The 21565-nt window shown below is 71.8% G+C and carries 17 protein-coding genes and 1 pseudogene; 14 read left to right on the top strand and 4 right to left on the bottom strand.

The window, feature by feature from the left end:
* The 11 genes and pseudogenes from KB893_RS18375 to KB893_RS09430 form a co-directional block, all read left to right on the top strand.
* Positions 1–90: pseudogene (locus tag KB893_RS18375) on the top strand (hypothetical protein); the annotation flags it as partial.
* 1479 nt (positions 91–1569) lie between these two features.
* Complete coding sequence (locus tag KB893_RS09475) at positions 1570–2250, top strand: XAC0095 family protein (protein WP_213173632.1); 681 nt, start codon at positions 1570–1572, stop codon at positions 2248–2250.
* Positions 2251–2702: 452 nt separating this feature from the next.
* Positions 2703–3152: a FecR family protein gene (locus KB893_RS09470; protein WP_213173631.1), complete on the top strand. Its 450-nt coding sequence runs from the start codon at positions 2703–2705 to the stop codon at positions 3150–3152.
* Positions 3149–3763, top strand: a complete 615-nt coding sequence (locus KB893_RS09465; protein ID WP_211924961.1) for an OmpA family protein — start codon at positions 3149–3151, stop codon at positions 3761–3763. Before KB893_RS09470 ends, KB893_RS09465 begins: the two co-directional genes overlap by 4 nt.
* Before the next feature lie 49 nt (positions 3764–3812).
* Complete coding sequence (locus tag KB893_RS09460; protein WP_211924960.1) at positions 3813–5927, top strand: CHASE2 domain-containing protein; 2115 nt, start codon at positions 3813–3815, stop codon at positions 5925–5927.
* 1619 nt (positions 5928–7546) lie between these two features.
* Positions 7547–7837 (top strand): hypothetical protein, encoded by a 291-nt coding sequence (locus tag KB893_RS09455; protein ID WP_213173630.1) that lies wholly within the window; start codon positions 7547–7549, stop codon positions 7835–7837.
* Positions 7834–8220 carry a hypothetical protein gene (locus KB893_RS09450; RefSeq protein ID WP_211924958.1) on the top strand — a complete coding sequence of 129 codons (387 nt, stop codon included), beginning with the start codon at positions 7834–7836 and terminating at the stop codon, positions 8218–8220. Before KB893_RS09455 ends, KB893_RS09450 begins: the two co-directional genes overlap by 4 nt.
* A gap of 141 nt (positions 8221–8361) precedes the next feature.
* Entirely contained in the window at positions 8362–8928 is a 567-nt protein-coding gene (locus KB893_RS09445) for a hypothetical protein (RefSeq protein ID WP_211924957.1), read from the top strand.
* Between the two features lie 161 nt (positions 8929–9089).
* Positions 9090–9449, top strand: a complete 360-nt coding sequence (locus KB893_RS09440; RefSeq protein WP_211924956.1) for a hypothetical protein — start codon at positions 9090–9092, stop codon at positions 9447–9449.
* 1214 nt (positions 9450–10663) lie between these two features.
* Positions 10664–12475 carry a hypothetical protein gene (locus KB893_RS09435; RefSeq protein WP_213173629.1) on the top strand — a complete coding sequence of 604 codons (1812 nt, stop codon included), beginning with the start codon at positions 10664–10666 and terminating at the stop codon, positions 12473–12475.
* Positions 12476–12579: 104 nt separating this feature from the next.
* Positions 12580–13191, top strand: coding sequence for a DUF1294 domain-containing protein (locus tag KB893_RS09430; protein WP_211924954.1), 612 nt, complete (start codon positions 12580–12582; stop codon positions 13189–13191).
* A gap of 553 nt (positions 13192–13744) precedes the next feature.
* On the opposite strand, the gene KB893_RS09425 is transcribed toward KB893_RS09430, so the two are convergent.
* The gene (locus KB893_RS09425) at positions 13745–16141 is read right to left on the bottom strand and encodes a GH92 family glycosyl hydrolase (protein ID WP_211924953.1); all 2397 of its coding nucleotides are present in this window, start codon (positions 16139–16141) and stop codon (positions 13745–13747) included.
* A 719-nt stretch (positions 16142–16860) separates the two neighbouring features.
* Between KB893_RS09425 and KB893_RS09420 the strand changes: the two genes are divergently transcribed.
* The 3 genes from KB893_RS09420 to KB893_RS09410 all read left to right on the top strand — a co-directional run bounded on the left by KB893_RS09420 (position 16861) and on the right by KB893_RS09410 (position 19512).
* Entirely contained in the window at positions 16861–18153 is a 1293-nt protein-coding gene (locus KB893_RS09420) for a serine hydrolase domain-containing protein (protein WP_211924952.1), read from the top strand.
* 223 nt (positions 18154–18376) lie between these two features.
* Entirely contained in the window at positions 18377–18826 is a 450-nt protein-coding gene (locus tag KB893_RS09415) for an RDD family protein (protein ID WP_211924951.1), read from the top strand.
* Positions 18823–19512, top strand: a complete 690-nt coding sequence (locus KB893_RS09410; protein ID WP_211924950.1) for a hypothetical protein — start codon at positions 18823–18825, stop codon at positions 19510–19512. The genes KB893_RS09415 and KB893_RS09410 overlap by 4 nt, the downstream gene beginning before the upstream one ends.
* Before the next feature lie 86 nt (positions 19513–19598).
* On the opposite strand, the gene KB893_RS09405 is transcribed toward KB893_RS09410, so the two are convergent.
* From KB893_RS09405 to KB893_RS09395, 3 genes are all read right to left on the bottom strand, one after another.
* A complete protein-coding gene (locus KB893_RS09405; protein WP_211924949.1) occupies positions 19599–20219 on the bottom strand; it encodes a cation efflux transmembrane domain-containing protein in 621 nt (206 codons plus the stop codon).
* 178 nt (positions 20220–20397) lie between these two features.
* Entirely contained in the window at positions 20398–20928 is a 531-nt protein-coding gene (locus KB893_RS09400) for a DUF6630 family protein (RefSeq protein ID WP_211924948.1), read from the bottom strand.
* A 95-nt stretch (positions 20929–21023) separates the two neighbouring features.
* Positions 21024–21563: a carboxymuconolactone decarboxylase family protein gene (locus KB893_RS09395; protein ID WP_211924947.1), complete on the bottom strand. Its 540-nt coding sequence runs from the start codon at positions 21561–21563 to the stop codon at positions 21024–21026.
* Positions 21564–21565 lie beyond the last annotated feature (2 nt).

Here is a 21565-nt window from a genome sequence, read left to right as displayed (position 1 = left end):
ATCAGCGCGCCGACGTACTACCAGTGGAAGTCGAAGCATGGCGGGCTGGAGGCGTCGGAGCTGCGTCGGGTCAAGGAGCTCGAGGCTAAAATAAGGGGTCAGGTTCATTTTCAGCAGGTTTACAAATGAACCTGACCCCTTCGGGTCTGGCTACCTCCACCTACTATCGCTGCACAAAGCATCCATCGCCTCATCAATGCCGAATGGGAAATTCAGCGCCGCAAGTTCATGCTTGCGGCGCTTTCTCGCGCTGTCAAAGGCATTTCTGATCTCGGCCCTGTTGCTGAGCGGATGTGTTAGCAGTCGTGGCGACCTTCTATCTCAAGTGTCCGACCGCGGCGCGAACTCCACCTCGGTTGCTTCATTTATGGGGATCGCGATTCTGACCACTGCTAGCGTTATTCCGGGAGAACTGCCATTCGATGAAGTTGCTGATGAAGTAGACAACTGCAGACTCAACGAGACCTCCATTGAGATTTACTCCCCCCATCCGGTTGACGGTTCATCTCTGCTGTGTGAGCAGTTGCTTTCTGCGGTTACATGGGTCAGGCAGCTAGCCGGCGCAACGGGGCGCACAGGCAGGTTTCGAGTAACGCTAGTACCCGCGGGCCGGTCCTTTGTGACCAGCAGATCCTCGATATCGATTGGGGGGTCGATGGATGTGTCGTTCGCGTTCCCGTGGAGCAGCGAGGATAGTCGAGCCAGTACTGCCAATGTGATATCGAAGATGGCGCATGAAACCGTACATGTAGCTGCTGGGGTGCTAGGTAAGCCGGCCGCCCTGCAGCGTGACGAGGTGCTGGCCTATGAACTTGGCGCTTGTGCACAACTAAAGTTTCTTGGTGTGCTGCAGGAGCGAGATCTTCCTCGGGGGAGTCTCCCATCGTTTCAGAATCTCCCCAAAGAGGCTATTGCCTCGAGCAGGCATGGCCTCGATGCTGCATCGGCTGTACGCAAATATATGGTTGACGGGCAGGTGTCGAAAAAAAGTGCTAATGGCATAAATCTCATCTCCGCCTGCGAAGAGAAGGCGCGGAGCGCATTTTCTTCGCCTGGGCTATAAAGACCATCGAGTGGGACGAGCCGACACACGCGGTAGACAACATTCTGGTGTTCGGCGAGCTGGCGCTTGGGGTGGCTATGTATCTCTCGCCTTTGGACCCGGAGGCTATGGATCAACTGGTGCGGCCACCTTATGAAGCAGCGCACGCATACTTCGAGAAGTGCAACGAAGGGGTCAGGCTTACCTCCTGAGCTTCACTCTTCGCGCGAGGCCCAGCGGCGCAGCCGATGCTGCCCCACCCATTGACTCTCCCGCGCAGCCAGTAGCAGACTCGCCCGCAAGGAGCGTCGAAACTCCTCTTAGAGCGGTACCCACCTCCGTCAAACCGGTGGGTTTTTTGTGCCTGCATGTCTGCGGGCGCAACCGACGCGATGCCTGCGTCGGGAGGGCGGCTAATACAACACCCGCAAGGGGAATACGCCCGCCGGCTCTAAGCGGTTTCGAACCTCCCGACTTCCCGTCCTCCACGGTGGGGGACGGGTACTCCATGGACCGAGGAGGCGACGATGTCGACGTTCGAGACGGAAGACCGGGACACCACGGGCTATTTCCTGCCGGAGGACAGCCAGCTGCGGCTGGCGCGGTTGCGGAACCACATCGGGTTCCTCGCGCGGCTGGCGCAGCCGCGTGCGGCGGACGAGAGCCGGGAATGGGCGCCGGAGGTGCGCACCGGGGAGCTGGCGTTCTGCCTGGAGATACTGGGGGAGCAGTTGCAGGCGGTGCTGGATGAGGTGGATTGGCCTGCGGAGTTCGTGGGTGCGGGGGCTGCTGCGCCGGAGGTGGTGGTGGTGGTGGAGGGGGATGGGGATGCGGGCGAGGACGCTGAGGCGCAGGAGGCCGCCTCGGCGTATGGCGCGTCGGAGAGCGAGGATGCGGGCTTCCGGTTCGGTGTGACGCCGGATCAGATGGAGTCGCTTGCCGAGCTGCTGCGGGTGGTGTCCACGCATGGCGATGTCATGGCTGTCGTGGAGGCGCGTGCGCTGGCGGATGGGACGCTGTCGCAGCTGGCGGGGGAGATCTGCGAGGCGGCGGAGGGGTTGGGTGCGCTGCTTGATCGGGTGAGGGGGCAGCGGATTGGGAGTGCGGCGGGTGGGCGGGTTGGGGAGGAGCGGGCGGTGTATGGGGTGGGGCCGCTTTGGATGGCGCCTTCGGTGCGGGTGGGAGCACATGCGCAGCGGTGGCATTAGGGGTGATGCGTTTCCGCATCGTGGGGGCTTTGGCTTTGGTGTGGTGGTGGGCTGTCGGGGCTGAAGCCCCTCCCACAGTGCTGCGCCGGCGCGGAGCTTCAGCCTTGATCTGGCGGTGCGCTGTCGGGGCTGAAGCCCCTCCCACAATGCTGCGCCGGCGCGGAGCTTCAGCCTTGATCTGGCGGTGCGCTGTCGGGGCTGAAGCCCCTCCTACAGATGGGTGCGAGTGCGGAGGGGTTTGGCTCGGTGTGGGGGTGTGGTCGGGGCTGAAGGCCCTCCTACAGGGGTGGGGCGTGCGCTGGCAGATGTGAAGGTGGTCTGCGTTGGCTGAAGTTCCCGGCGTTGCTGCCGATAGGATCCGGATAGCGGCACGTCGACCGCCGGTGCCGTCCAGGCGTCGGCGGCGCGTGCCGGGCCATCCGGTCATGGGTCCACACAACAGGGGAAATCCGATGCGCAACGTTCTGGTCCTGCTCGCCGCCGCGCTGCTCGCCTGCCTGTCCCTGCCGGTCGTCGCGACGGAGTCGCACGTGGCGCTGGTGCGGGGGGTGACGGGTCAGGTCACCGTGGTCCGGGGTGCCGACACGCAGGAGGTGGAGGTCGGCACGCAGCTGCAGGTCGCCGACCGCGTCGTCACGGCGCCGGATGCGACGGCGTCGATCGTGTTCCTCGACGGCACCATGCTCACCCTCGGCGGCAGCGCGGACGCGCACGTGCGCGACTACGTGTTCGAGCCGAAGGCGGAGAGGTACGCGTTCTCGCTCTACATGAGCCAGGGCTCGGCGATCTACGAGTCCGGCAAGATCGGCCGGGTGGCGCCCGAGGCGGTCGAGGTGGAGACGCCGCAGGCCACCGTCGGCGTGCGCGGCACCCGCTTCCTGATCGAAGCGGGCGGGCCATGAGCCTATGCCGCTGGCGCCGCGTCCGGCATGCGCTCGCCGCGCTGTCGGCGGCCGCCCTGCTGTCGGCCTGCGCCGCCGTGCCGACGCGGGTGACGCTGCTGCCCGACCGCGCCGGGCATCTCGGCGCGGTGGCGGTGGGCAACGCGCATGGCCGGCAGGGCCTCGAGCAGGCGTATGCCAGCGTCGAGGCCGATGCGGACACGGCGCCCAGGCTGGTCGCGGCCGGCGGCCGGGAGGCCTTCGAGGCCCGGCACCGCGCCCTGCTGGATGCGCAGCCGGCGCCGCCGCTGAGCTTCGTGCTGCACTTCCTGTTCGACAGCATGGAGCTCACCCCGGAGTCCACGCAGAAGCTGCCCGGGATCCTGGCCGCGGTGCGTGCGCGCCTGCCGACGGAGGTGACCGTGTTCGGCTATGCCGATTCCGCCGGCGAGCCGGCCTACAACATGGCGCTGTCGGCCGAGCGCGCGCGGGCGGTCGTCGACGTGCTCCGGAAGATCGACCCCGACCTGCCGGTGCGGATGGACTGGTTCGGCGACAAGTCGCCGCTGGTGCCCACCGCGCCGGGCGTGCCCGAGCCACGCAACCGGCGTGCGGAAATCCTGATCCTGTGACGGCAGCCGTGGCCGCAGGGAGACACCTGGACCGCGTCGGGTACCGCCCATGCTCGGCATAGGTCCCCTGCACCCGCCGGCGGGCCTGGTTCCGCGGGCATCGCGGCGCCAGGGCCTGCTGTTCCTGGCGGCCGCGGTGGCGATCGCGCTGGCGGTCGGCCTCGCTGGGCTGCTGCGCGTCGCGCCGGTCGCGCGCCTGGACAATGCGGTGCTCGACGCGCTGACGCGGGCCACCGCGACCGACGCGGCCGCGCCCGACACCCTGGTCGTCGACATCGACGACGTGAGCCTGGCGGCGGTCGGCCAGTGGCCGTGGCCGCGCTACCGGCTCGCGGCGCTGCTGGAGCGCATCGCGGCCGCACGCCCGGCGGCCATCGCGCTGGACATCCTGATGCCGGAGGCGGACCGCACCTCGCTGGCCGACATCCAGCAGACCTTCCAGCGCGACTTCGGCATCGCGGTGACCATCGACGGCGTGCCCGACGGCCTGCGCGACAACGACGGCTACCTGGGCCACGTGATGGCCGCGGCCGACGTGGTCGGCGCGCGCTATTTCTACTTCGACCACGCCACCGGCGAGACGCGGCCCACGCGCCCGGGCGTGGGCTTCGACGGCGCACTCGACGCGCTGGAGCTCGACCGCGCGCACGGCGTGCTCGACAACGTCGACGCGATCGCATCGCAGACCCGCGCCAGCGGCTTCGTGAACATGGGCGTCGACGACGACGGCGTGCTGCGACGCCTGCCGTTGCTGGTCGAGTACCGCGGCGTGCTGCACCCGAGCCTGGCGCTGGCCACGACCATGCGCGCGCTGGATGCGTCCTCCGCCCGGGTGGTCGAGGGGCGCGACGGTGCTTCGCTCGTGATCGGATCGCACGCGGTCCCCGTCGACCGCCGGGGGCGGGCGCTGCTGCGCTTCGAGGGCCGGCCGTCGCGGTATCGAAGCGTGCCCGCGGTGGAGGTGCTCGCCGGCCGGCACGCGCCGCAGGACCTGCGCGGCAAGGTGGTCATCGTCGGCGCGTCGGCCGTGGGCCTGCGCGACCGGCACATGACGGCGGTGAGCCCGGCGTTCTCCGGTGCGCAGGTGCAGTCGGCCCTGGTGCAGAACATCCTGGACGGCCGCGCGCTGCGCGCGCCGGCGTGGGGCGGCATCGCGGCGCTGGCGCTCGGGCTGGTGCTCGCGCTAGCGCTGGGCGGCCTGTTCCTGGCCGGGCGACGCCTGCTGGCGCTGACGGTGGCGAGCGTGGGCGCCGTCGCACTGCTGGGTGCGCTGGCCTATGTCGCCTTCGCACGCTGGGGGCTGGTGCTACCGGTTGCGGCGCCCGTGCTGGTGGCGGCGATCGTGCTGGCGGTGGCCTTCGTGACGCGCTTCGCGATGCAGCAGCGCCATGCGCGGCGCTGGCGCCGGCAGCTCGAGAACGCGCGGCAGGTCACCATCGAATCCATGTCGGCGGTCGCCGAGACGCGCGACCCGGAGACCGGCGCGCACATCAAGCGCACCCAGCACTACGTGCGCGCCATCGCGCGGCGCCTGCGCGACACCGGCCAATACGCCGAGGTCCTGACCGACGAGTACATCCACCTGCTGTTCCTGTCGGCGCCGCTGCACGACATCGGCAAGGTCGGCGTGCCCGACCACATCCTGCTCAAGCCCGGCCCGCTCACCGAGGAGGAGTGGGTGGTCATGCGCCGGCATGCGGAGTTCGGCCGCAAGATCATCCTCAGCACGTCGCAGCACATCGAGGGCGACAACTTCCTCTCCGTCGCCGCGGAGATCGCCGCGAGCCACCACGAGAAGTGGGACGGCACCGGCTATCCGGCAGGGCTGCAGGGCCAGGCGATCCCGCTGTCGGGCCGGATCATGGCGGTCGCCGACATCTACGACGCCCTGGTCAACCGGCGCTGCTACAAGGAGCCGTTCCCGCACGCGCAGGCGATGGACATGATGCGGCAGCTGCGCGGGGCGACCTTCGACCCGGTCGTGCTCGATGCCTTCTTCGCGATCGAGGACGAGATCACGCGCATCGCCGCCGCCTTCCGCGACGAGGAGGAGGCAGCGACGGGCGCGGGCGTTGCCGCCGCGGATGCGGATGCGGATGTTGTCCGACGGCATGCTCCCGCCCGTACGACGCCGGAATTCCTTCTCGACCACGACCGCGGATAGGGCAGCCGCGGCAGTCCCGCTTCTGGCCCTTCCCCCTTGCGGGGGAAGGCTGGGATGAGGGACGCGCGAAGCGCCGTCCACGTCCCGGCCGGACGCCACGCGGCTGGCGCCGCGCCCCCACCCCAACCCTCCCCCGCAAGCGGGAGAGGGAGCTGGTTGCGCGTCGTCCGGGGCATGCACTTCGCCACCCCGCTCCTGGCCCCTTCCCCCGCCTGCGGGGGAAGGCTGGGATGGGGGTCAGGCGCGCAGCGCAGCCCCTGTAGGAGGGGCTTCAGCCCCGACAGCCTTCCACCCCGCACCACCGCCGGTCGCGGCTGAAGCCGCTCCCACAACAGCGCGCCCCGCTCCTGACCCCTTCCCCCCCTGCGGGGGAAGGCTGGGATGGGGGAGGCGCGAAGCGCGGCACACGTAGCGATGAGGAGCAAACGCCCGCGGCTGGCGCCGCGCCCCCTCTCCCCAACCCTCCCCCGCGAGGGGGGAGGGAGCTGGGTGCGCTTCGTCCGATGATTCCGTACCAGCCCGACGCTTCTGCCCCTCCCCCTGCGGGGGAAGGTTGGGATTGGGGGACGCGCGAAGCGCCGCTCCCTGTAGGAGGGGCTTCGGCCCCGACAGCCTTCCACCCCGTACCACCGTCGGTCGCGGCTGAAGCCGCTCCTACAGAAGAGCGCCCCGCTTCTGCCCCTTCCCCCCCTTGCGGGGGAAGGTTGGGTTGGGGGGACGCGCGGAGCGCCGCTCCCTGTAGGAGGGGCTTCAGCCCCGACAGCCTTCCACCTCGCACCACCGCCCGTCGCGGCTGAAGCCGCTCCCACAGAAGAGCGCTCCGCTCCTGGCCCCTTCCCCTGCCTGCGGGGGAAGGCTGGGATGGGGGTGAGGCGCGAAGCGCGGCGCTCGTGTCCCAGCCGGACGGCACGCGGCTGGCGCCGCGCCCCCACCCCAACCCTCCCCCGCAAGCGGGAGAGGGAGCTGGTTGCGCTTCGTCCGGGGCATCCACTTCGCCGCTCCGCTTCTGACCCCTTCCCCTGCCTGCGGGGGAAGGCGGGGATGGGGGGACGCGCGAAGCGCGACTCGCCTGGCGATGAGGAGCAAAAGCCCGCGGCTGGCGCCGCGCCCCCACCCCAACCCTCCCCCGCAAGCGGGAGAGGGAGCTGGTTGCGCTTCGTCCGGGGCATCCACTTCGCCGCTCCGGTTCTGGCCCCTTCCCCCCTTGCGGGGGAAGGCTGGGATGGGGGGACGCGCGAAGCGCATTGGGAAGAATGCAGGGGTCGGCTACATTCGTTGGCTTATCCGGAAGAGGTCTCGCATGTGACGATCGACAGGCAAAGGAAGCCGCTGTATTCGACCGTCGTGGTCTACCTGCTCGCATTGGCCGGCGCCGTGACCGGCATCTGCGCCGGACCGCAGCTGGTTGTGGCGGCGGGGAACGGGCCGCCCTGGCTCCTGCCGGCGGTTGTTCTATCCTGTGCGGCGCTCGGCCTGATCGTCGGCTACGCCGCGGTCCGTGCCGTCGGCGGTCGCTCCGGCAGGAGGCCTGGAGCTGGGGACGGTGACGCCTCGCGTCGCTGGAGCGGACGCAGTTCCAGCCTCGGTGGAGAGTCGGGGCAATCACGGGGAGATATGGAATGTCGTTGAACAAGTCCCACGCCGAGGCGGTCGCCGAAGCCATCATGCAGCCCAACCTCGACGCGCAGGCCGCGCTGACGCGGCGGCGGGAAGGCAAGGCTCGCAGAAGCGCGATGCAGGCCCGGATCGCGGCGCTCGCACTGGTGGGCACGGCGATCGGCGCCGCCGTCGGTCTGCTGGGCTTCGACCGCATGGCGCCCGGCGTGCTCGTCGGCGGCGTGCTCGGCGCGCTGGTCGGGCGGCTGCTCGCCAGTGCTGGGGGCGCGGCCTCGGACGGTGCTGCCGGATGATGGCTCGGCCGGCAGTTGTCGACGTCGCGGCGCAGCCACACACGGCGTGGCTCCTGCCCGCGGCGCTGGCGGGACTGGCGGCGGGCGCGGTGCTGGGGCGCGTTGTGTCGTCCGGGCTTGCGTCCGTTGCCGATGTGGGGGCGGCACTGCTCGCGGTTCTGTGGGTGCCGCTGAGTTACCCGGTGCTGTTCGGCATCGGGGATCCCGAGGGCACGATACTGGCGCTGCGATGCGCCCTCGTCGCCGGACTGGCCGGGATGTTCGTCTCCGGCGCCTGTTTCCTGGTATTCCGGAAGCGCCCCGCGCTCGTCGCGGCGGCAGGTAGCGCCGCACTGACGGCACTTCCAGCGTCGGCGGCCATGGACATGCTGATGAGCGTCTGACAGCGCCGGCAGCGCTGAAGGCGCCCGTCCGGTAAAGCCCGCCGGCGCGGGAACTCCACCTGCATCGACTCACGCCGTAGCGACAGGGTCGCCGCGCAACTCCACCGCCCAGGGACCCGGGCGTGCACCAGGGACAATGGAATGCCACCCGACGACACCCTCACCGCCGCCCCGCCCGCACCGTCGCGTTCGATCTTCGTCGACGTGGTCGGCTTCGGCTTCCTCTTGATCGCGGCGTTCTACACGCTGCTGAGCGGGGCACACCTCGTGATGCTGATGCGCCTGCCCGGCGTGTTCGGCATTTGGCCGATACCCGCGGCGCCCGACGTGATGGTGGCGTTCGTAGTCGGCCAGCTGCTCACGATCGCGCCGTTCGCGTGGTCGGTGGCGACGCTGGCCGCGGCCATCGGCTTGCTGCGGCGGAAGGACTGGGCGCGGCGGCTGTTCGTCGGGCTGCTGTGCGCCGCCATCGTCTGGACGCTCTGGCTCCTGGTCGCGCGCTTCGTCAGCCAGGCCGGCGTCTCGCCCGACACGGCCAACATGAGGGCGTTCGCTTTGAGCGGCGACGTCTTCGCCGTCGCGAAGGCACTGATCATCGGCGCCCTGTTCGGCTGGAGCGCGAAACGATTGCTGTCGCCGCGGATCGCTGCGGGCTTCCCTCCCTCGCCCGCGCATCGGATCGCACGCCCATCGCCGCAGCGCCCGTAGGACCGTCTCCCGCGCAATCGCACGCCACGCGCGATCGAAGTGGGCAGCCCGGGAGCTCGGTGACAACAGGCTCCGCACTGCAGTGGGGTCATCGACGGCGCCCTCAGCAGCACGTGTTTTTTCAATGGCCGGAATCGGCCCTAATCAAGGAAGAGAGAACGATGAAGAACGTCGTAATGTCGATTGCCGTGACCGCAATGCTGGCGGGCTGCGCCGGGCATCCGCTGCACAACATGGTTACCAACAAGCGTTATCAGACCTCCTACGACATCGCTGCGTCGTGGGTCGGTGCGCCGGAGGACGACCTCATCATCAAGTGGGGTCCGCCGACCAACAGCCATGTCCTGTCCAGCGGCGCTGAGCTCATCTCGTACGACGACGAATGGAGCGGATGCAGCAAGAAGTTCCTGGTCGAGGATGGCGTCATCGCCAAATGGGGCATGAGCTCCTCGTGCAGCAAGGCCGTGCGGAATGCCAAGTCGATTCCGGCGGACCTCCCGGTGCCCCAACCCACGCTGTAGCAGGCGGACGAGCGCCGCCTGCTCGACCTGGATGTGCTTCGTCGTTGCGGCAACCGCCTGCCCGAAGCGCCCCGCAGGCGCCGAGCTTCCCGCGCGTGCTCCTCGCCCCTTCCCCCCTTGCGGGGGAAGGTTGGGATGGAGGGACGCGCGAAGCGCGACTCGTCCGGCCACGTCGGCCAAAAGCCCGCGGCTGGCGCCGCCCCCCTCTCCCCAACCCTCCCCCGCGAGGGGGGAGGGAGCCGGGTGCGCTTCGTCTGCGCGGCAATCACCTGTTTCGGAGCGCTCCCTCGCAGGTCCGCGACCCTCCGGCCCGCGGTCCTGGCCCCTTCCCCCACGTCTACGACATTCCCGCCCGCGCCTCTGGCCCCTTCCCCCACGTCTACGACATTCCCGCCCGCGCTTCTGGCCCCTTCCCCCGCCTGCGGGGGAAGGTTGGGATGGGGGGATGCGCGGAGCGCGATTCGTCCGGCCACGTCGGGCAAAAGCCCGCGGCTCGCGCCGCTCCCCCCACCCCAACCCTCCCCCGCAAGGGGGGAGGGAGCCGGGTGCGCTTCGTCTGCGCGGCAATCACCTGTTTCGGAGCGCTCCCTCGCAGGTCCGCGACCCTCCGGCCCGCGCCCCTGGCCCCTTCCCCCACGTCTACGACATTCCCGCCCGCGCTTCTGGCCCCTTCCCCCGCCTGCGGGGGAAGGTTGGGATGGGGGCGCGCGAAACGCGGCGCTCGCGCCCCGGCCAATCGAAGAGCCGCGGCTGGCGCCGCCCCCTCTCCCCAGCCCTCCCCCGCAAGGGGGGAGGGAGCCGGGTGCACTTCGTCTGCGCGGCAACCGCCTGTTCGGAATGCTCCCGCAGGCTCGCGACCTCCCCGCCCGTGCCCTGGCCCGCCCACGACGTCTGCGACCTTTCCCGCGCGCGCTCCTGGCCCCTTCCCCCCTTGCGGGGGAAGGTTGGGATGGGGGATGCGCGAAGCGCGACTCGTCCGGCCACGTCGGGCAAAACCCGCGGCTGGCGCCGCCCCCCTCTCCCCAACCCTCCCCCGCGAGGGGGGAGGGAGCTGGCTGCGCTTCGCTTGAACGTCGACCTCCCTCTCCCTCGGTCCTGACCTTTTCCGCGGCTGCGGAGAGGGAGCTGGTCGCACTGCGGTGCCCGTTGTGCGGAGTGCGTGGGCGGCTCCAGAATCCGCGCGCGGCCAGCGTGCGCCGCACAGGGGGACATCGATGATCGGACGGGTGCGGTGGGGAGCGGTGCTCCTCGCCGGCCTGCTGCTGGGCGCGGGCGCCCGGGCGCAGACCGGTGGGGATGTGGAGGTCTCGCGCGAGGCCTGGGGCGATTACGCCGGCGTCGCCGGGCGCGAAGCCCGGATGGAGCAGGGCAGCCTGGTCCTGCGTTGGCGCTGGGAGGTGCCCGGCGAGCGCCTGCTGCAGGAGTACTGGGAGCCGGACGCGGGCGAGCCCGCCTTCCGCGAGGTGGTCGCGCGCGGCGAGGCGCCGGGCACGCTGGTGCTGGACGGTTCGCTGCTGCTCAAGAAGCGCTGGATCGGCACGGTGCAGCCCGACGGCAGGGTGCTCTTCGTAGGCAAGGGCCTGCTCAAGCTGCCCTACCTGGCCGGCGTCGGCGAGGACGGGACGTGGCAGGTGAAGCGCGTGAAGCTGGACGACACCGGCCGGGTGAGCGCGCCGGTCGAGGACGGGACGACCGGCTTCGCCTTCGTCGACGCGGTGCCGGGTACCCCCGCGCCCGGAGCGGCGACGGCGGACGAGCCCGCGCCCGCGACGGTCGCGGAAGCGGCAGCGCCGGAGACGGCCCCCGCAGCGGCGATCGCGGCGGTGCCGACGCCCGAGCCGACGCCCGAAGCCACGTCCGGGCCGGCGCCCGCGCCTGCGGTGCCGGCCGCCGCGCCTGCGCGTTCGAGCTTCGGCGTGCTCGATCCCCTGCTCGGCCAGAGGTTCGTCTACCACGACTTCTCCGCGTTCCTGACGCCCGGCGAGGACGGCAGGTCGCTGCTGATCCAGTTCGGCGCCACGACCTACCAGCTCGTCGCGACCCCGGATCCGCGGGTGTTCGACGTGCCGATCCATCCGGACGGGCTGCGCGACGGCGTGGCCGTGGTCGAGGACGACGGCACCGTCGAGATCAACCTCAAGGAACGGCGCGGCATCACCAACCTCACCGGCGGCAGGCACCGGCTGCGCTTCACGGCGAACGACTACGGCGGCTTCGACATCGACGCCGACTACGACATGGGCGGCCTCAACTTCAGCGGCTGGGAGTGGGCGTGGGCGCACAGCTACGAGCCCTATACGGAGGTCGCCGCGGCGCAGCACGCGCTGGCGGCCGCCGAGCTCCGTCGCAACCAGGAGGAGATGGCGCGCATGGATGCCGAGTCGCGTGCGCAGCAGGACGCGGCCTTCGCGGGCATGCTCGGCGACCTTGCCGACTACGCCGCCCAGGAGACGCAGCGCCGCGACGAGCAGGACGCCTTCATCGCCGACCTGCAGGCGCAGGTCGCGGCCGCCGAACGCGAGCGGCAGGCAACCGAGGCTCTGCGCATGGCGGCCGAGGCGGAGGCGCGGCGCGTGGAGGCCCAGGCGCAGATGCGCATGCAGGCGGAGCAGGACGCGCGCGTGGCGGCCGAGGCCGATGCACGCCTGGCGGCGGCCGCGGCGCCGGCGCAGGTATCCGGCGCCCGGTCCGCGGGCGCGGCGCCCGTCGCGACAGCGGCGACCGCCCCGGCTGCGCCGGGCGGCGGCGGCGCGTCCACGCTGGACGATCCGTCCACCTGCGTCACGCCGCCGCGCCTGGGCCCCGACCGCGCCTGCGGCAAGGGGTATTCGGCGACCGTCACCAACCAGTGCACGCATCCGGTCGACGTGCGCCTCTGCCACAACACCGAGCGCGGCTGGAACTGCGGCACCGAGTGGGGCGTGCAGCCGGGCGACGACTGGAGCTACGCGGTCTGCGCCTCCACCGGCGAGACCTTCATGTCGCTGCGCAACACCGGCACCTCGGGCGGGCTCGCCGAGCCCTGACGCGTCCGCGCCGGCGGCGCGGGCTTCGACCGCGCGCCGCCGGATCGCTGCCGGAGCCGGTACGGGCGCGCCGCCGCAACCACAACGATCGCGGGGAGGACTTCATGCGCTACGCCGGACGCATCCACGGCTGGAACGACGAGCGTGGCTTCGGCTTCGTCACGCCCAACGGCGGCGGCGACCGCGCGTTCGTGCACGTGAGTGCCTTCGTGAAGCCGCCGCGGCGCCCGGTGGACGGCGACCTGGTCTCGTACGAGGTCGGCACCGACGCCAGGGGCCGGCTCAACGCCGGCAAGGTGCGCTTCGCGGGGCAGAGGGTCGAACGGCCCGCGCGCGGCGCGCGCCTCCCGCGCCCCTGGATCGCCGCGTGCGCGGTCGTCGCCTTGATCGCCGCGATGCTGCTGGGCCGGATGCCGCCGGCGGTGGTGGTCGTGTACGCGACGCTGAGCCTGGTGTCGTACCTGATGTACGGGCACGACAAGGCGGCTGCCGGTGCGGGACGCCGGCGCACGCCGGAGGCGTCGCTGCACCTCGTCGACCTGCTCGGCGGCTGGCCGGGCGCCCTGGTCGCGCAGCACCGCTTCCGGCACAAGACGGTCAAGGCCTCGTTCCAGGTCGTCTTCTGGTTCACCGTGATCGCCAATATCGGCGGCGTCGTCTGGCTGCTCGACAGCGGCCTGGCCGGCGCGCTGTCGCCGCTGCTGCGGGCCGACTGAGGCACCGGGCGTCGCCGACCACCGCGGCCGGCCATCCAGCCGGCCCTTCGCCCCCGCGCGAAAGGGTGGCGACGCGAGCGGCGCTATGGCATGCGCACTACGGAAGCCGTGCTCGCCGCGCAGTTGGTGCCTTGCGCGGTACAGCGGCGCGAGCCGAGCCTTGCCGCCGAGCAGCGGATCGCCCAGGCGGTGCTGGCATGGCTTGTCGGGCACGCCGAAGCCGCCGGCCAGGACGCGGCGCTCCGAGGCGATCGGGCCGAGCGAGCAGTCCGCGACTGCGCCGCGCCCCCACCCCAACCCTCCCCCGCAAGCGGGAGAGGGGGCTGGTTGCGCTTCGTCATTGCGCTGACCGCACGTTCGGAGCGCCCGTCGAGCGCCGACCCTCTCCGGCCGCGCTCCTGCGGCCTCCTTCCCCCGCCTGCGGGGGGAAGGCTGGAATGGGGGCGCGCGGAGCGCGACTCGCCTGGCGATGAGGAGCAAAAGCCCGCGGCTGGCGCCCCGGCAAGTCCAACAGCCCGCGGCTGGCACCGTCGGGCCGGCGACGACCGGTGCCTCAGCCCTCGGGGCCGTACGACGGTGGCGGCGTGGTGCTGCCCCAGGCGCGGTTGGGTTCGCGGCCGAGGGTGAAGTCGAGCCGGCCGCCGCGCTCGACGAAGTCGGCCGGCAGCCAGGCGCGGTCGCTCGGCTCGCCGTCGACGCGCAGCGCCTGCACGTAGGGCGCGTCCGGGGCGGCGCCGTCGGCGCGGATCTCGATGCCGGCGTCCGGGCGTTCGATCGCCGCGCGCGGGAACAGCGGGCTGCCGACCACGAGATCCGCGCGCCCCGGGTACAGCGGATACAGGCCCAGCGCCGACCACACGTACCACGACGACATCGCGCCGAGATCGTCGTTGCCGGGCATGCCCTCGGGACGGTTGGTCCAGATCTGGCGCATGGCCTGGCGCACGGTCGCCTGCGTCTTCCACGGCTGGCCGACGAAGTTGTACAGCCACGGCGAGGCGATCGAGGGCTCGTTGTCGAGCTCGGCGTGCAGCGGGCCGGACTTGGTCACCGCCCATTCGCCCTCGGGCGTGCGGAAGAAGGCGTCGAGGCGGCGTGCGGCGGTCTCCGCGCCGCCGAGTTTCTCGACCAGCCCGGCCGGGTCGAACGGCACCATCCACAGGTACTGCGCGCCGCTGCCCTCGACGAACTCGTCGTGCGAGGCGGGATCGAACTCGGCCCAGCGGCCGTCGGCATGCCGCGGCTGGATGTAGCCGCCCTCCGGCGTCGCCTGCGGATTGAACAGGTTGCGCCACCAGCCGGAGCGCGCGCGGAACAGGCGCTCGCCCTCCGCGTCGCCGGCGGCGCGCGCGAGCTCGGCGAGGCCGAAGTCGGCGGCGACCAGCTCCAGCGTGTCGGCGGCGCTGCCCCAGCCCGGCGCGCCGACCGGCATGTAGTGCAGGCGCAGCCACTGGTCGAGCCCGGGGCGCTGGCCGACGCAGAGGATCGGGCAGCCGCGCGTGTCGAGGTCCTTGGCCGTGGGCTCGGTGGCCGCCTTCTTCAGCGAGGCGTAGGCGCGCTGCAGGTCGAAGCCGCGCCCGCCGAAGGCGTGGATGGCGGCCAGCGACGGCGGCGAGGGATCTCCGTTCATCACGCCGGTCGGGCCGGTGAGGTGGGTCCAGCGGTCCCACACGCCGCCGTTCTGCTCGGCCTGGTTGAGCAGCGACTGCGCGATGTCGGCACCGCGCGCCGGATCGAGCAGGGTCACCAGCTGCAGCTGCGAGCGGTAGACGTCCCAGCCGGAATAGTTGGCGTACTGCGCGCCCTGCCCGCGCGCGAGGTCGTGCACGGTGCCGTCGAAGCCGCGGTAGCGGCCGTCGGCGTCGCTGTAGAGGCTGGGCTCGAGCAGCGCGTGGTAGAGCGCGGTGTAGAACACGGTGCGGTCGTCGGCGCTGCCGCCCTCGATGCGGATGCGGCCGAGGGTGTCGTTCCACGCCTCGCGCGCCGCGGCCTGGGTCGCCTCGAGCGTGGTGCCGGCGGGGCTTTCGGCCTCCAGGTTGGCGCGCGCACCGGCGGCGTCGACGTAGGAGATGCCGATGCGCACCTCGACCACGGGCGTGGCCTCCGCGTCGAAGGCGATCCAGCCGCCGGCGCCGCGGCCCGCCGGCGGATGGCCGCGGGTGCCGTAGGTGGTCCCGCCGCCGCCCTCGGTGGCACCGGGCGCGATCGCGTCGTCGCGCCAGGTGCCGCCGGCCTGGAACGGCTGGTCGAACACGGCGACGAAGTGCAGCGTGTAGTAGCTCTCGCGCCGGTCCTCGGCGAGGTAGCCGCAGAAGTTGCCGCTGGTCACCGAGCCGCTGACCGTGCGCGTCGCGGGATCGATGCGGATGCTGGAGTCGGTGCTGCCGACCTCGCTGTCAGAGGTCAGGAACAGCAGGTTGGCCGGCTTGTCCTCCGGGAAGGTGAAGCGGCCGACGGCGGTGCGTTCGGTCGCGCCCAGTGCCACCGTTACGCCGTTGTCGAGCGTCACCGCGTAGGCGCCGGGGCTGGCGGACTCCTTCGCGTGGTCGAGCAGGCTCGAATACAGCACGCCGGCATCGATCGAGGACGGCGCGATCTCGACCGGGATGGTCACCGGCATCAGCGGGATGTCGCCGCTCGCCCCGGTGCAGCCGGTGCCCGAGACGTGCGTCAGGGCGAAGCCGCGCACGCCGTTGGCCCGCCACTCGTAGCCGCCGGGCGCGGCGATCGGGAAGCGCTTGCCGGGCAGCGGCGTCTGTTCCGGACTGAAGGCGACCATGCCGAACGGCAGCGTGGCGCCGGGATACACGTTGCCGCCGTTGGTGGTGCCGATGAAGGGATTCACCTCGGCCGCGAGGTCGTCGGCGACGGTGCGCGCGGGCGGCCCGGCGGCGAAGGCCGGGGCGATGGTCAGCAGGACGGAGGCGAAGGGCAGCAGGGGCCGATGCATGGCGTTCCTCGCAGGCGATGGCGCGTCCGGGGACGCCGGAGCCTTCGAGTATTGCAGCATTTGGATCGGTTTAAAGGATTGCCCGAACCGAGTGCTGCCGTGGGTGGACCGATTCTGTGGGAGGGGCTTCAGCCCCGATGAGGCGGGCGGGGCTTGCCTGCTGTCGTGGGAAAGCGTCGCGGCTGAAGCCGCTCCCACAGGAGCCTCGCGTCGGGGTTGCCCTGCGTTTGTGGGAGGGGCTTCAGCCCCGACGGGGGCGGGCGGGGTCCTTCGCTGCCGTTGGAAGAGCGTCGCGGCTGAAGCCGCTCCTACAGGAGGCCCCGCTTCGGTGTTGCCCTGCGCTTGTGGGAGGGGCTTCAGCCCCGACGGGGTGGGCGGGGCTGGCCCGCTGTCGTGGGAACGCGTCGCGGCTGAAGCCGCTCCTACAGGAGCCTAGCGTCGGTGTTGCCTTGCGTTTGTGGGAGGGGCTTCAGCCCCGACGGGGTGGGCGGGGCTTGCCTGCTGTCGTGGGAAAGCGTCGCGGCTGAAGTCGCTCCTACAGGGGCTCCGCGTCGGTGTTGCCCTGCGTTTGTGGGAGGGGCTTCAGCCCTGACGGGGCGGGCGGCTTGCCCGCTGTCGTGGGAAGAGCGTGGCGACTGAAGTCGCTCCTACAGGGGAAGCCTGCATCGTGTGGCGGAGCCGCTAGCATCCGTGGGTCACGACCTGCAGAAGGAGATCCCATGCGCCACCGTCCCGTGCTGAATGCCCTCTTCGCGGCCTCGCTCGCGGCCTTCGCCGCCACGCCGCATGCGGCGCGTGCCGAGGTCGCGGCGTCGCCGGCCGCGGTGCCGATGCCCGATGGCTTCGCGCCGGAGAAGCTCGCGCGGATCGATGCGGTCATGCAGCGCTACGTCGACGACGGCGAGGTCGCGGGGATCGTGGCGCTGGTGCTCAAGGACGGCGAGCCGGTGTACCAGGGCACGTTCGGCTGGGCCGACCGCGAGGCCGGCCGGCGCATGCGCGAGGACACCATCTTCCGCATCGCCTCGCAGACCAAGGCGCTCACCAGCGTCGCGGTGCTGATGCTGATGGAGGACGGCAGGCTCGCGCTCGACGACCCGGCGGGCAGGTACATCGCCTCGTTCCGCGACACGCGCGTGGCGGTGCGCGGCGAGGACGGCAGCACGCGCACCGTGCCCGCCGAGCGCCCGATCACGATCCGCGACCTGCTGACCCACACCGCGGGCATCTCCTACGGCCGCGAGGAGACGATCGCGGCCCAGTACGAGGCCAAGGGCCTCGGCCCCGCCGCCGGCAACGGCTGGTACACCGCGGACAAGCGCGAGGGCACCTGCGACACGATGGAACGGCTGGGCACCCTGCCCTTCGTCGCGCAGCCGGGCGCGGACTTCGTCTACGGCTACAACACCGACGTGCTCGGCTGCATCGTCGAGCGCGCGTCGGGCATGCCGCTCGACCGCTTCGTCCGCGAACGCATCGCCGCGCCGCTGGGCATGGACGACACCCAGTTCTTCCTGCCGCAGGCGCAGCGTGCGCGCCTGGCCACGCTGTACGGCAGCGGCGGGGACGGCCGCTACGTGCGCGCGCCCGAGGGCGCGAGCGGGCAGGGCCACTACGTCGACGGCCCGCGCATGAACTTCTCCGGCGGCGCCGGCCTGCTGTCGACCGCGCGCGACTACGCGCGCTTCCTGGAGATGATCCGCCGCGGCGGCGAACTCGACGGCGTGCGCCTGCTGGCGCCGCGCACGGTCGCGCTGATGCGCACCAACCAGGTCGGCGACCGCTATTCCGAGGACGGCCTCGGCTTCGGGCTCGGCTTCCAGACCGTCGAGCGCTACGGCGCCAACGGCATGGAGACGCCCGGCGCCTACGGCTGGAGCGGCGCCTACGGCTCGTACTACCGCGTCGACCCGGCGCTCGGCCTGGTCACGGTGATGATGATCCAGCTGATGCCGAACCGGACCAACGTGCGCGACACCTTCGCCAACATGGTCTACGCGGCGATGGAGTGAGCGGCGGCGTGCCGCGCCTCCGCCACGGGCACGGGCGCCGTTGCGTGGGTCGGGAGGGCCGGGCCGGCTCGCCCTTCGCCACGCGCGGCGGCCGAAGGGCTCCGGCGCGGACGCAGCGCGTCCCGCCCTCTCTGCGAAGGACGCGACCTGCCGCCGTTGCGGATGCGAGAATGCGCGGTCGACGACGACCGCCCCGTCCGCGGGCGAGACACAGGGGAACAACTTGGACGACACCCGCTACGCCGGCTTCTGGATCCGCGTGGGCGCTTCGCTCATCGACATGATCCTGATCGCGCTGATCACCATCCCGCTGCTCCTGGCCGCCTACGGGCCGGCCTACCTGGAGCCGGACGCGCCCCTCGTCGCCGGGCCGGTCGATGTGCTGTTGTCCTACGTGCTTCCTGCCGTCGCCACGATCGCGTTCTGGCTGTGGAAGCGCGCGACGCCGGGGAAGATGGCGGTGTCCACGCAGGTGGTCGACGCCCGCACCGGCGACACCATCGGCGCCCTGCAGGCGGTGGTGCGCTATATCGGCTACGTGGTCGCCGGCCTCCCGCTCGGCCTCGGTTTCCTCTGGGTCGCCTTCGACGGGCGCAAGCAGGGCTGGCACGACAAGCTCGCGCGGACGGTCGTGGTGCAGCGGAACGCGCCGGTCCGGTACGGGCGCGCATGAACGACGCGCACCGCGAGGCGCGCGGCATCCTGCTGCGCGTGGGCGCGCTGCTGCTTGCGGCCGCCGCGGTCGAGGCCGGACTCAAGCTCTACGCGATCCTTGCGGGAATCTGGTTCCAGGCGCAGCTGGGCGTGGTCGCGGCGCTCGCCGGCGTGCTGCTGCTCGTGCGGAGCCCCGGCGCCATCGCCCCGGCGCGCGCGCTGGCGGCGCTGGGCGCGGCCCTGGTGCTGGCACGGCTGCTGATGATCCCGGTGAATACGCCGCCGGCCCTGCTGCTGATGGAACTGCGCGTGCAGCCCGGGCTCGCCTGGCCGTCGCTGCTGGTCCCGCTGGCGGCGCTGGCGGTCGCGGTCTTCGCGACGTGGCGCCTGGGCGCGCCGGCCGTGCGGGCGATGCAGTCCGCGGCCGGCGGGCGGGGCTGGCCGCTGTGGCCGGCCGCGGTGCTGGGCGGCGTCATCGGGCTCGCGCTCGCGCTGCAGCCGCGGCTGGCGCTGGATGCGGACGCCGCGGCGCAGGCCGAGGCGCTCGCGCGGCGGCAGCTCGGCGACGGCTGGCGCTACCACGTCGTGGTCGCGATTCCCGACGGCGACCCGATGCGGCCCAGGCTGGCGTTCGGCATGGTCACCGCGTGGAACGACGGGGAGATCCGCACGCTGACGGTGCCGGCTGACGCGCCGGGGCTGTAGGCGGTGCCTGTGTGTCCTGCGGCGCCGCGTGCATCGCATGCGGGCGGTCGCGGCTGAAGCCGCTCCTACAGGAGGAGGGCTGTCGCTCAGCCTTCGGCGCGGTAGTTGCGCCAGCCGAGGCGCAGCACGCGCCAGGCCGAGCGCAGGAACAGGACCAGCAGCGCCGCGGCGACCACGAGGTCCGGCCAGCCGGCGTCGAACCACCACACGCCGGCCGCGGCCACCAGCACGGCCATGCCCTCGAACACGTCGTTGCGCGAGCACTCCCAGGCCGAGGTCATGTTGACGTCGCCGCCGCGATAGGGCGTCAGCAGCCACAGGCACACGCCGTTGAGCGCGAGGTTGACCACGCCTGCCGCGCCGATCGCCTCGAACACCGGCACCTCCGGATGCGCCAGGCGCCAGCCGATCTGCACCGCGACGGCGACCGCGGCGGCGAAGATCAGCGCGCCCTTGAACAGCGCCACCCGCGCCTTGGTGCGGGTGCTGGCGGCGATCACCGCGATGCTCAGGAGGTAGGTCAGCGCGTCGCCGAGGTTGTCGAGACTGCCCGACAGCAGCGACGAGGAGCCGCTGTAGACCGCCGCGGCGAGCATCATCGCGAAGGTGCCGAGGTTGATCGCCAGCACGATCATCAGCACCCGCCGCTGGCGCGCCTGCATGGCCTGCAGGTCGACGGTCCCGCCGCCGCAGCATGATCCGGCCATGTCGCCCTCCGCGTGGTTCGAACGGCCCGGCCGCGCCGGGACCGCACATGGTAGGACCTGCCGCGGGCGGCCGCGCGGAACGCTGCGATGGTCTGCTGCAACGCCCCGCTCCCCGCTCCCCGCTCCCCGTTCCCCGTTCCCCGTTCCCCGTTCCCCGTTTCCCTGCCCGCCGCTCCCGTCAGCCGAACTCGCTCGCCTGCCGCACATCCACGCCGAGCAGCCCGCACAGCGCGAGCAGGCCTTCGTCGTCGCGGCTCAGGGTCATCCAGCCGGTGGCGGTGTCGTCGCCGGTGTACAGCGTCCACAGGGTGTAGCCGTGGGTGCGCAGCTGGTCGTAGGCGGTGGCCAGCAGCGACCCGGCGTCGTTGTCGGCGAGGAAGTCCTCGTCGTCGGCGTCGCCGCCCCAGTCGATGCGCAGGTTCCAGCGCGCGACCAGCTCGTCGACGGCGGTCATCAGCGTCGCCGGATCGTCCTGCGCGACATGGAAGCCCGAGGTCCAGTCGACCACGTCGCGCAGGCTCTCGAGCCAGGCCTCGTCGCCGGGTTCGGACGCGGTGTCGCGCCAGGCGTCGAACTGGCGCAGCGCCGTCTCCTCGTCGCCGGGATTGATCAGGACCAGCAGGTTCCAGACCCGGGCCGGGAAGTCGTCCTCGTCGTAGTCGTGGCCGAGGTCGGACGGGTCGTCCCAGGCGTCGCTGTTGTCGGGCATGGCGGCTCTCGGAGGAAGGGCGGGAGCGCAGTGTGCCGCGCAGGCGGCGCCCGGTGGGGCGCCCCGGTGCAGCCCGGTCGCGGCTGAAGCCGCTCCTACAGGGGGGCCGCGTCGGCGAGCGCGGCGACGGCGGGGAAATCCAGCTCGGTCTGCGCGACGTTGTTGAGGTAGTTGGTGAACGTCAGCAGCGCGACCTGGGCGATGACGTCGACGATCTGCGCGTCGCCGAGCCCGGCGGCGCGGGCGGCGGCGAGGTCGGCGTCGTCGATGCGGCCGCGGCGTTCGGTGATGCGACGTGCGAGGGCGGCGAAGGCGTCGAGGTCGCCGCGCCGCGCGGCGAGCAGCGAGGCCGCGTCGAGCCCGGCCTTGCGGCCGCCGAGCGAGTGCGCCGCCAGGCAGTAGTCGCAGCCGTTCACTTCCGACGTGGCGAGCGCGACGGTCTCGCGCTCGCGCGCGGAGAGCGTGCTCTTCGCCGTCGCCTGGTTGAGGGCCAGGTAGCCGCCCAGCGCGGCCGGCGAGTTGGCCAGGGTGCGGAAGGCGTTGGGGACCATGCCCAGGCTCTTGCCGACCGCCTCGAGCTGCGCGCGGGCGGCCTCGGCGGCCTGTTCGGGGGGAATGGCGGGAATGCGTGACATGG

Source organism: Coralloluteibacterium stylophorae (assembly GCF_018122625.2).
Classification (GTDB): Bacteria; Pseudomonadota; Gammaproteobacteria; order Xanthomonadales; family Xanthomonadaceae; genus Coralloluteibacterium; species Coralloluteibacterium stylophorae.
Note: the sequence above shows the minus strand (reverse complement) of the source record. Positions and strands in the feature narration are given on the sequence as shown.

What these genes read in the sequence shown, in the direction of transcription:
- KB893_RS09455 (WP_213173630.1), top strand. Translation starts at nt 7,547, where the DNA reads ATGTCGTTGAACAAGTCCCACGCCGAGGCGGTCGCCGAAGCCATCATG.
- KB893_RS09410 (WP_211924950.1), top strand. Translation starts at nt 18,823, where the DNA reads ATGAACGACGCGCACCGCGAGGCGCGCGGCATCCTGCTGCGCGTGGGC.
- KB893_RS09450 (WP_211924958.1), top strand. Translation starts at nt 7,834, where the DNA reads ATGATGGCTCGGCCGGCAGTTGTCGACGTCGCGGCGCAGCCACACACG.
- KB893_RS09405 (WP_211924949.1), bottom strand. Translation starts at nt 20,219, where the DNA reads ATGGCCGGATCATGCTGCGGCGGCGGGACCGTCGACCTGCAGGCCATG.
- KB893_RS09420 (WP_211924952.1), top strand. Translation starts at nt 16,861, where the DNA reads ATGCGCCACCGTCCCGTGCTGAATGCCCTCTTCGCGGCCTCGCTCGCG.
- KB893_RS09445 (WP_211924957.1), top strand. Translation starts at nt 8,362, where the DNA reads ATGCCACCCGACGACACCCTCACCGCCGCCCCGCCCGCACCGTCGCGT.
- KB893_RS09460 (WP_211924960.1), top strand. Translation starts at nt 3,813, where the DNA reads ATGCTCGGCATAGGTCCCCTGCACCCGCCGGCGGGCCTGGTTCCGCGG.
- KB893_RS09465 (WP_211924961.1), top strand. Translation starts at nt 3,149, where the DNA reads ATGAGCCTATGCCGCTGGCGCCGCGTCCGGCATGCGCTCGCCGCGCTG.
- KB893_RS09395 (WP_211924947.1), bottom strand. Translation starts at nt 21,563, where the DNA reads ATGTCACGCATTCCCGCCATTCCCCCCGAACAGGCCGCCGAGGCCGCC.
- KB893_RS09475 (WP_213173632.1), top strand. Translation starts at nt 1,570, where the DNA reads ATGTCGACGTTCGAGACGGAAGACCGGGACACCACGGGCTATTTCCTG.
- KB893_RS09435 (WP_213173629.1), top strand. Translation starts at nt 10,664, where the DNA reads ATGATCGGACGGGTGCGGTGGGGAGCGGTGCTCCTCGCCGGCCTGCTG.
- KB893_RS09440 (WP_211924956.1), top strand. Translation starts at nt 9,090, where the DNA reads ATGAAGAACGTCGTAATGTCGATTGCCGTGACCGCAATGCTGGCGGGC.
- KB893_RS09430 (WP_211924954.1), top strand. Translation starts at nt 12,580, where the DNA reads ATGCGCTACGCCGGACGCATCCACGGCTGGAACGACGAGCGTGGCTTC.
- KB893_RS09470 (WP_213173631.1), top strand. Translation starts at nt 2,703, where the DNA reads ATGCGCAACGTTCTGGTCCTGCTCGCCGCCGCGCTGCTCGCCTGCCTG.
- KB893_RS09400 (WP_211924948.1), bottom strand. Translation starts at nt 20,928, where the DNA reads ATGCCCGACAACAGCGACGCCTGGGACGACCCGTCCGACCTCGGCCAC.
- KB893_RS09425 (WP_211924953.1), bottom strand. Translation starts at nt 16,141, where the DNA reads ATGCATCGGCCCCTGCTGCCCTTCGCCTCCGTCCTGCTGACCATCGCC.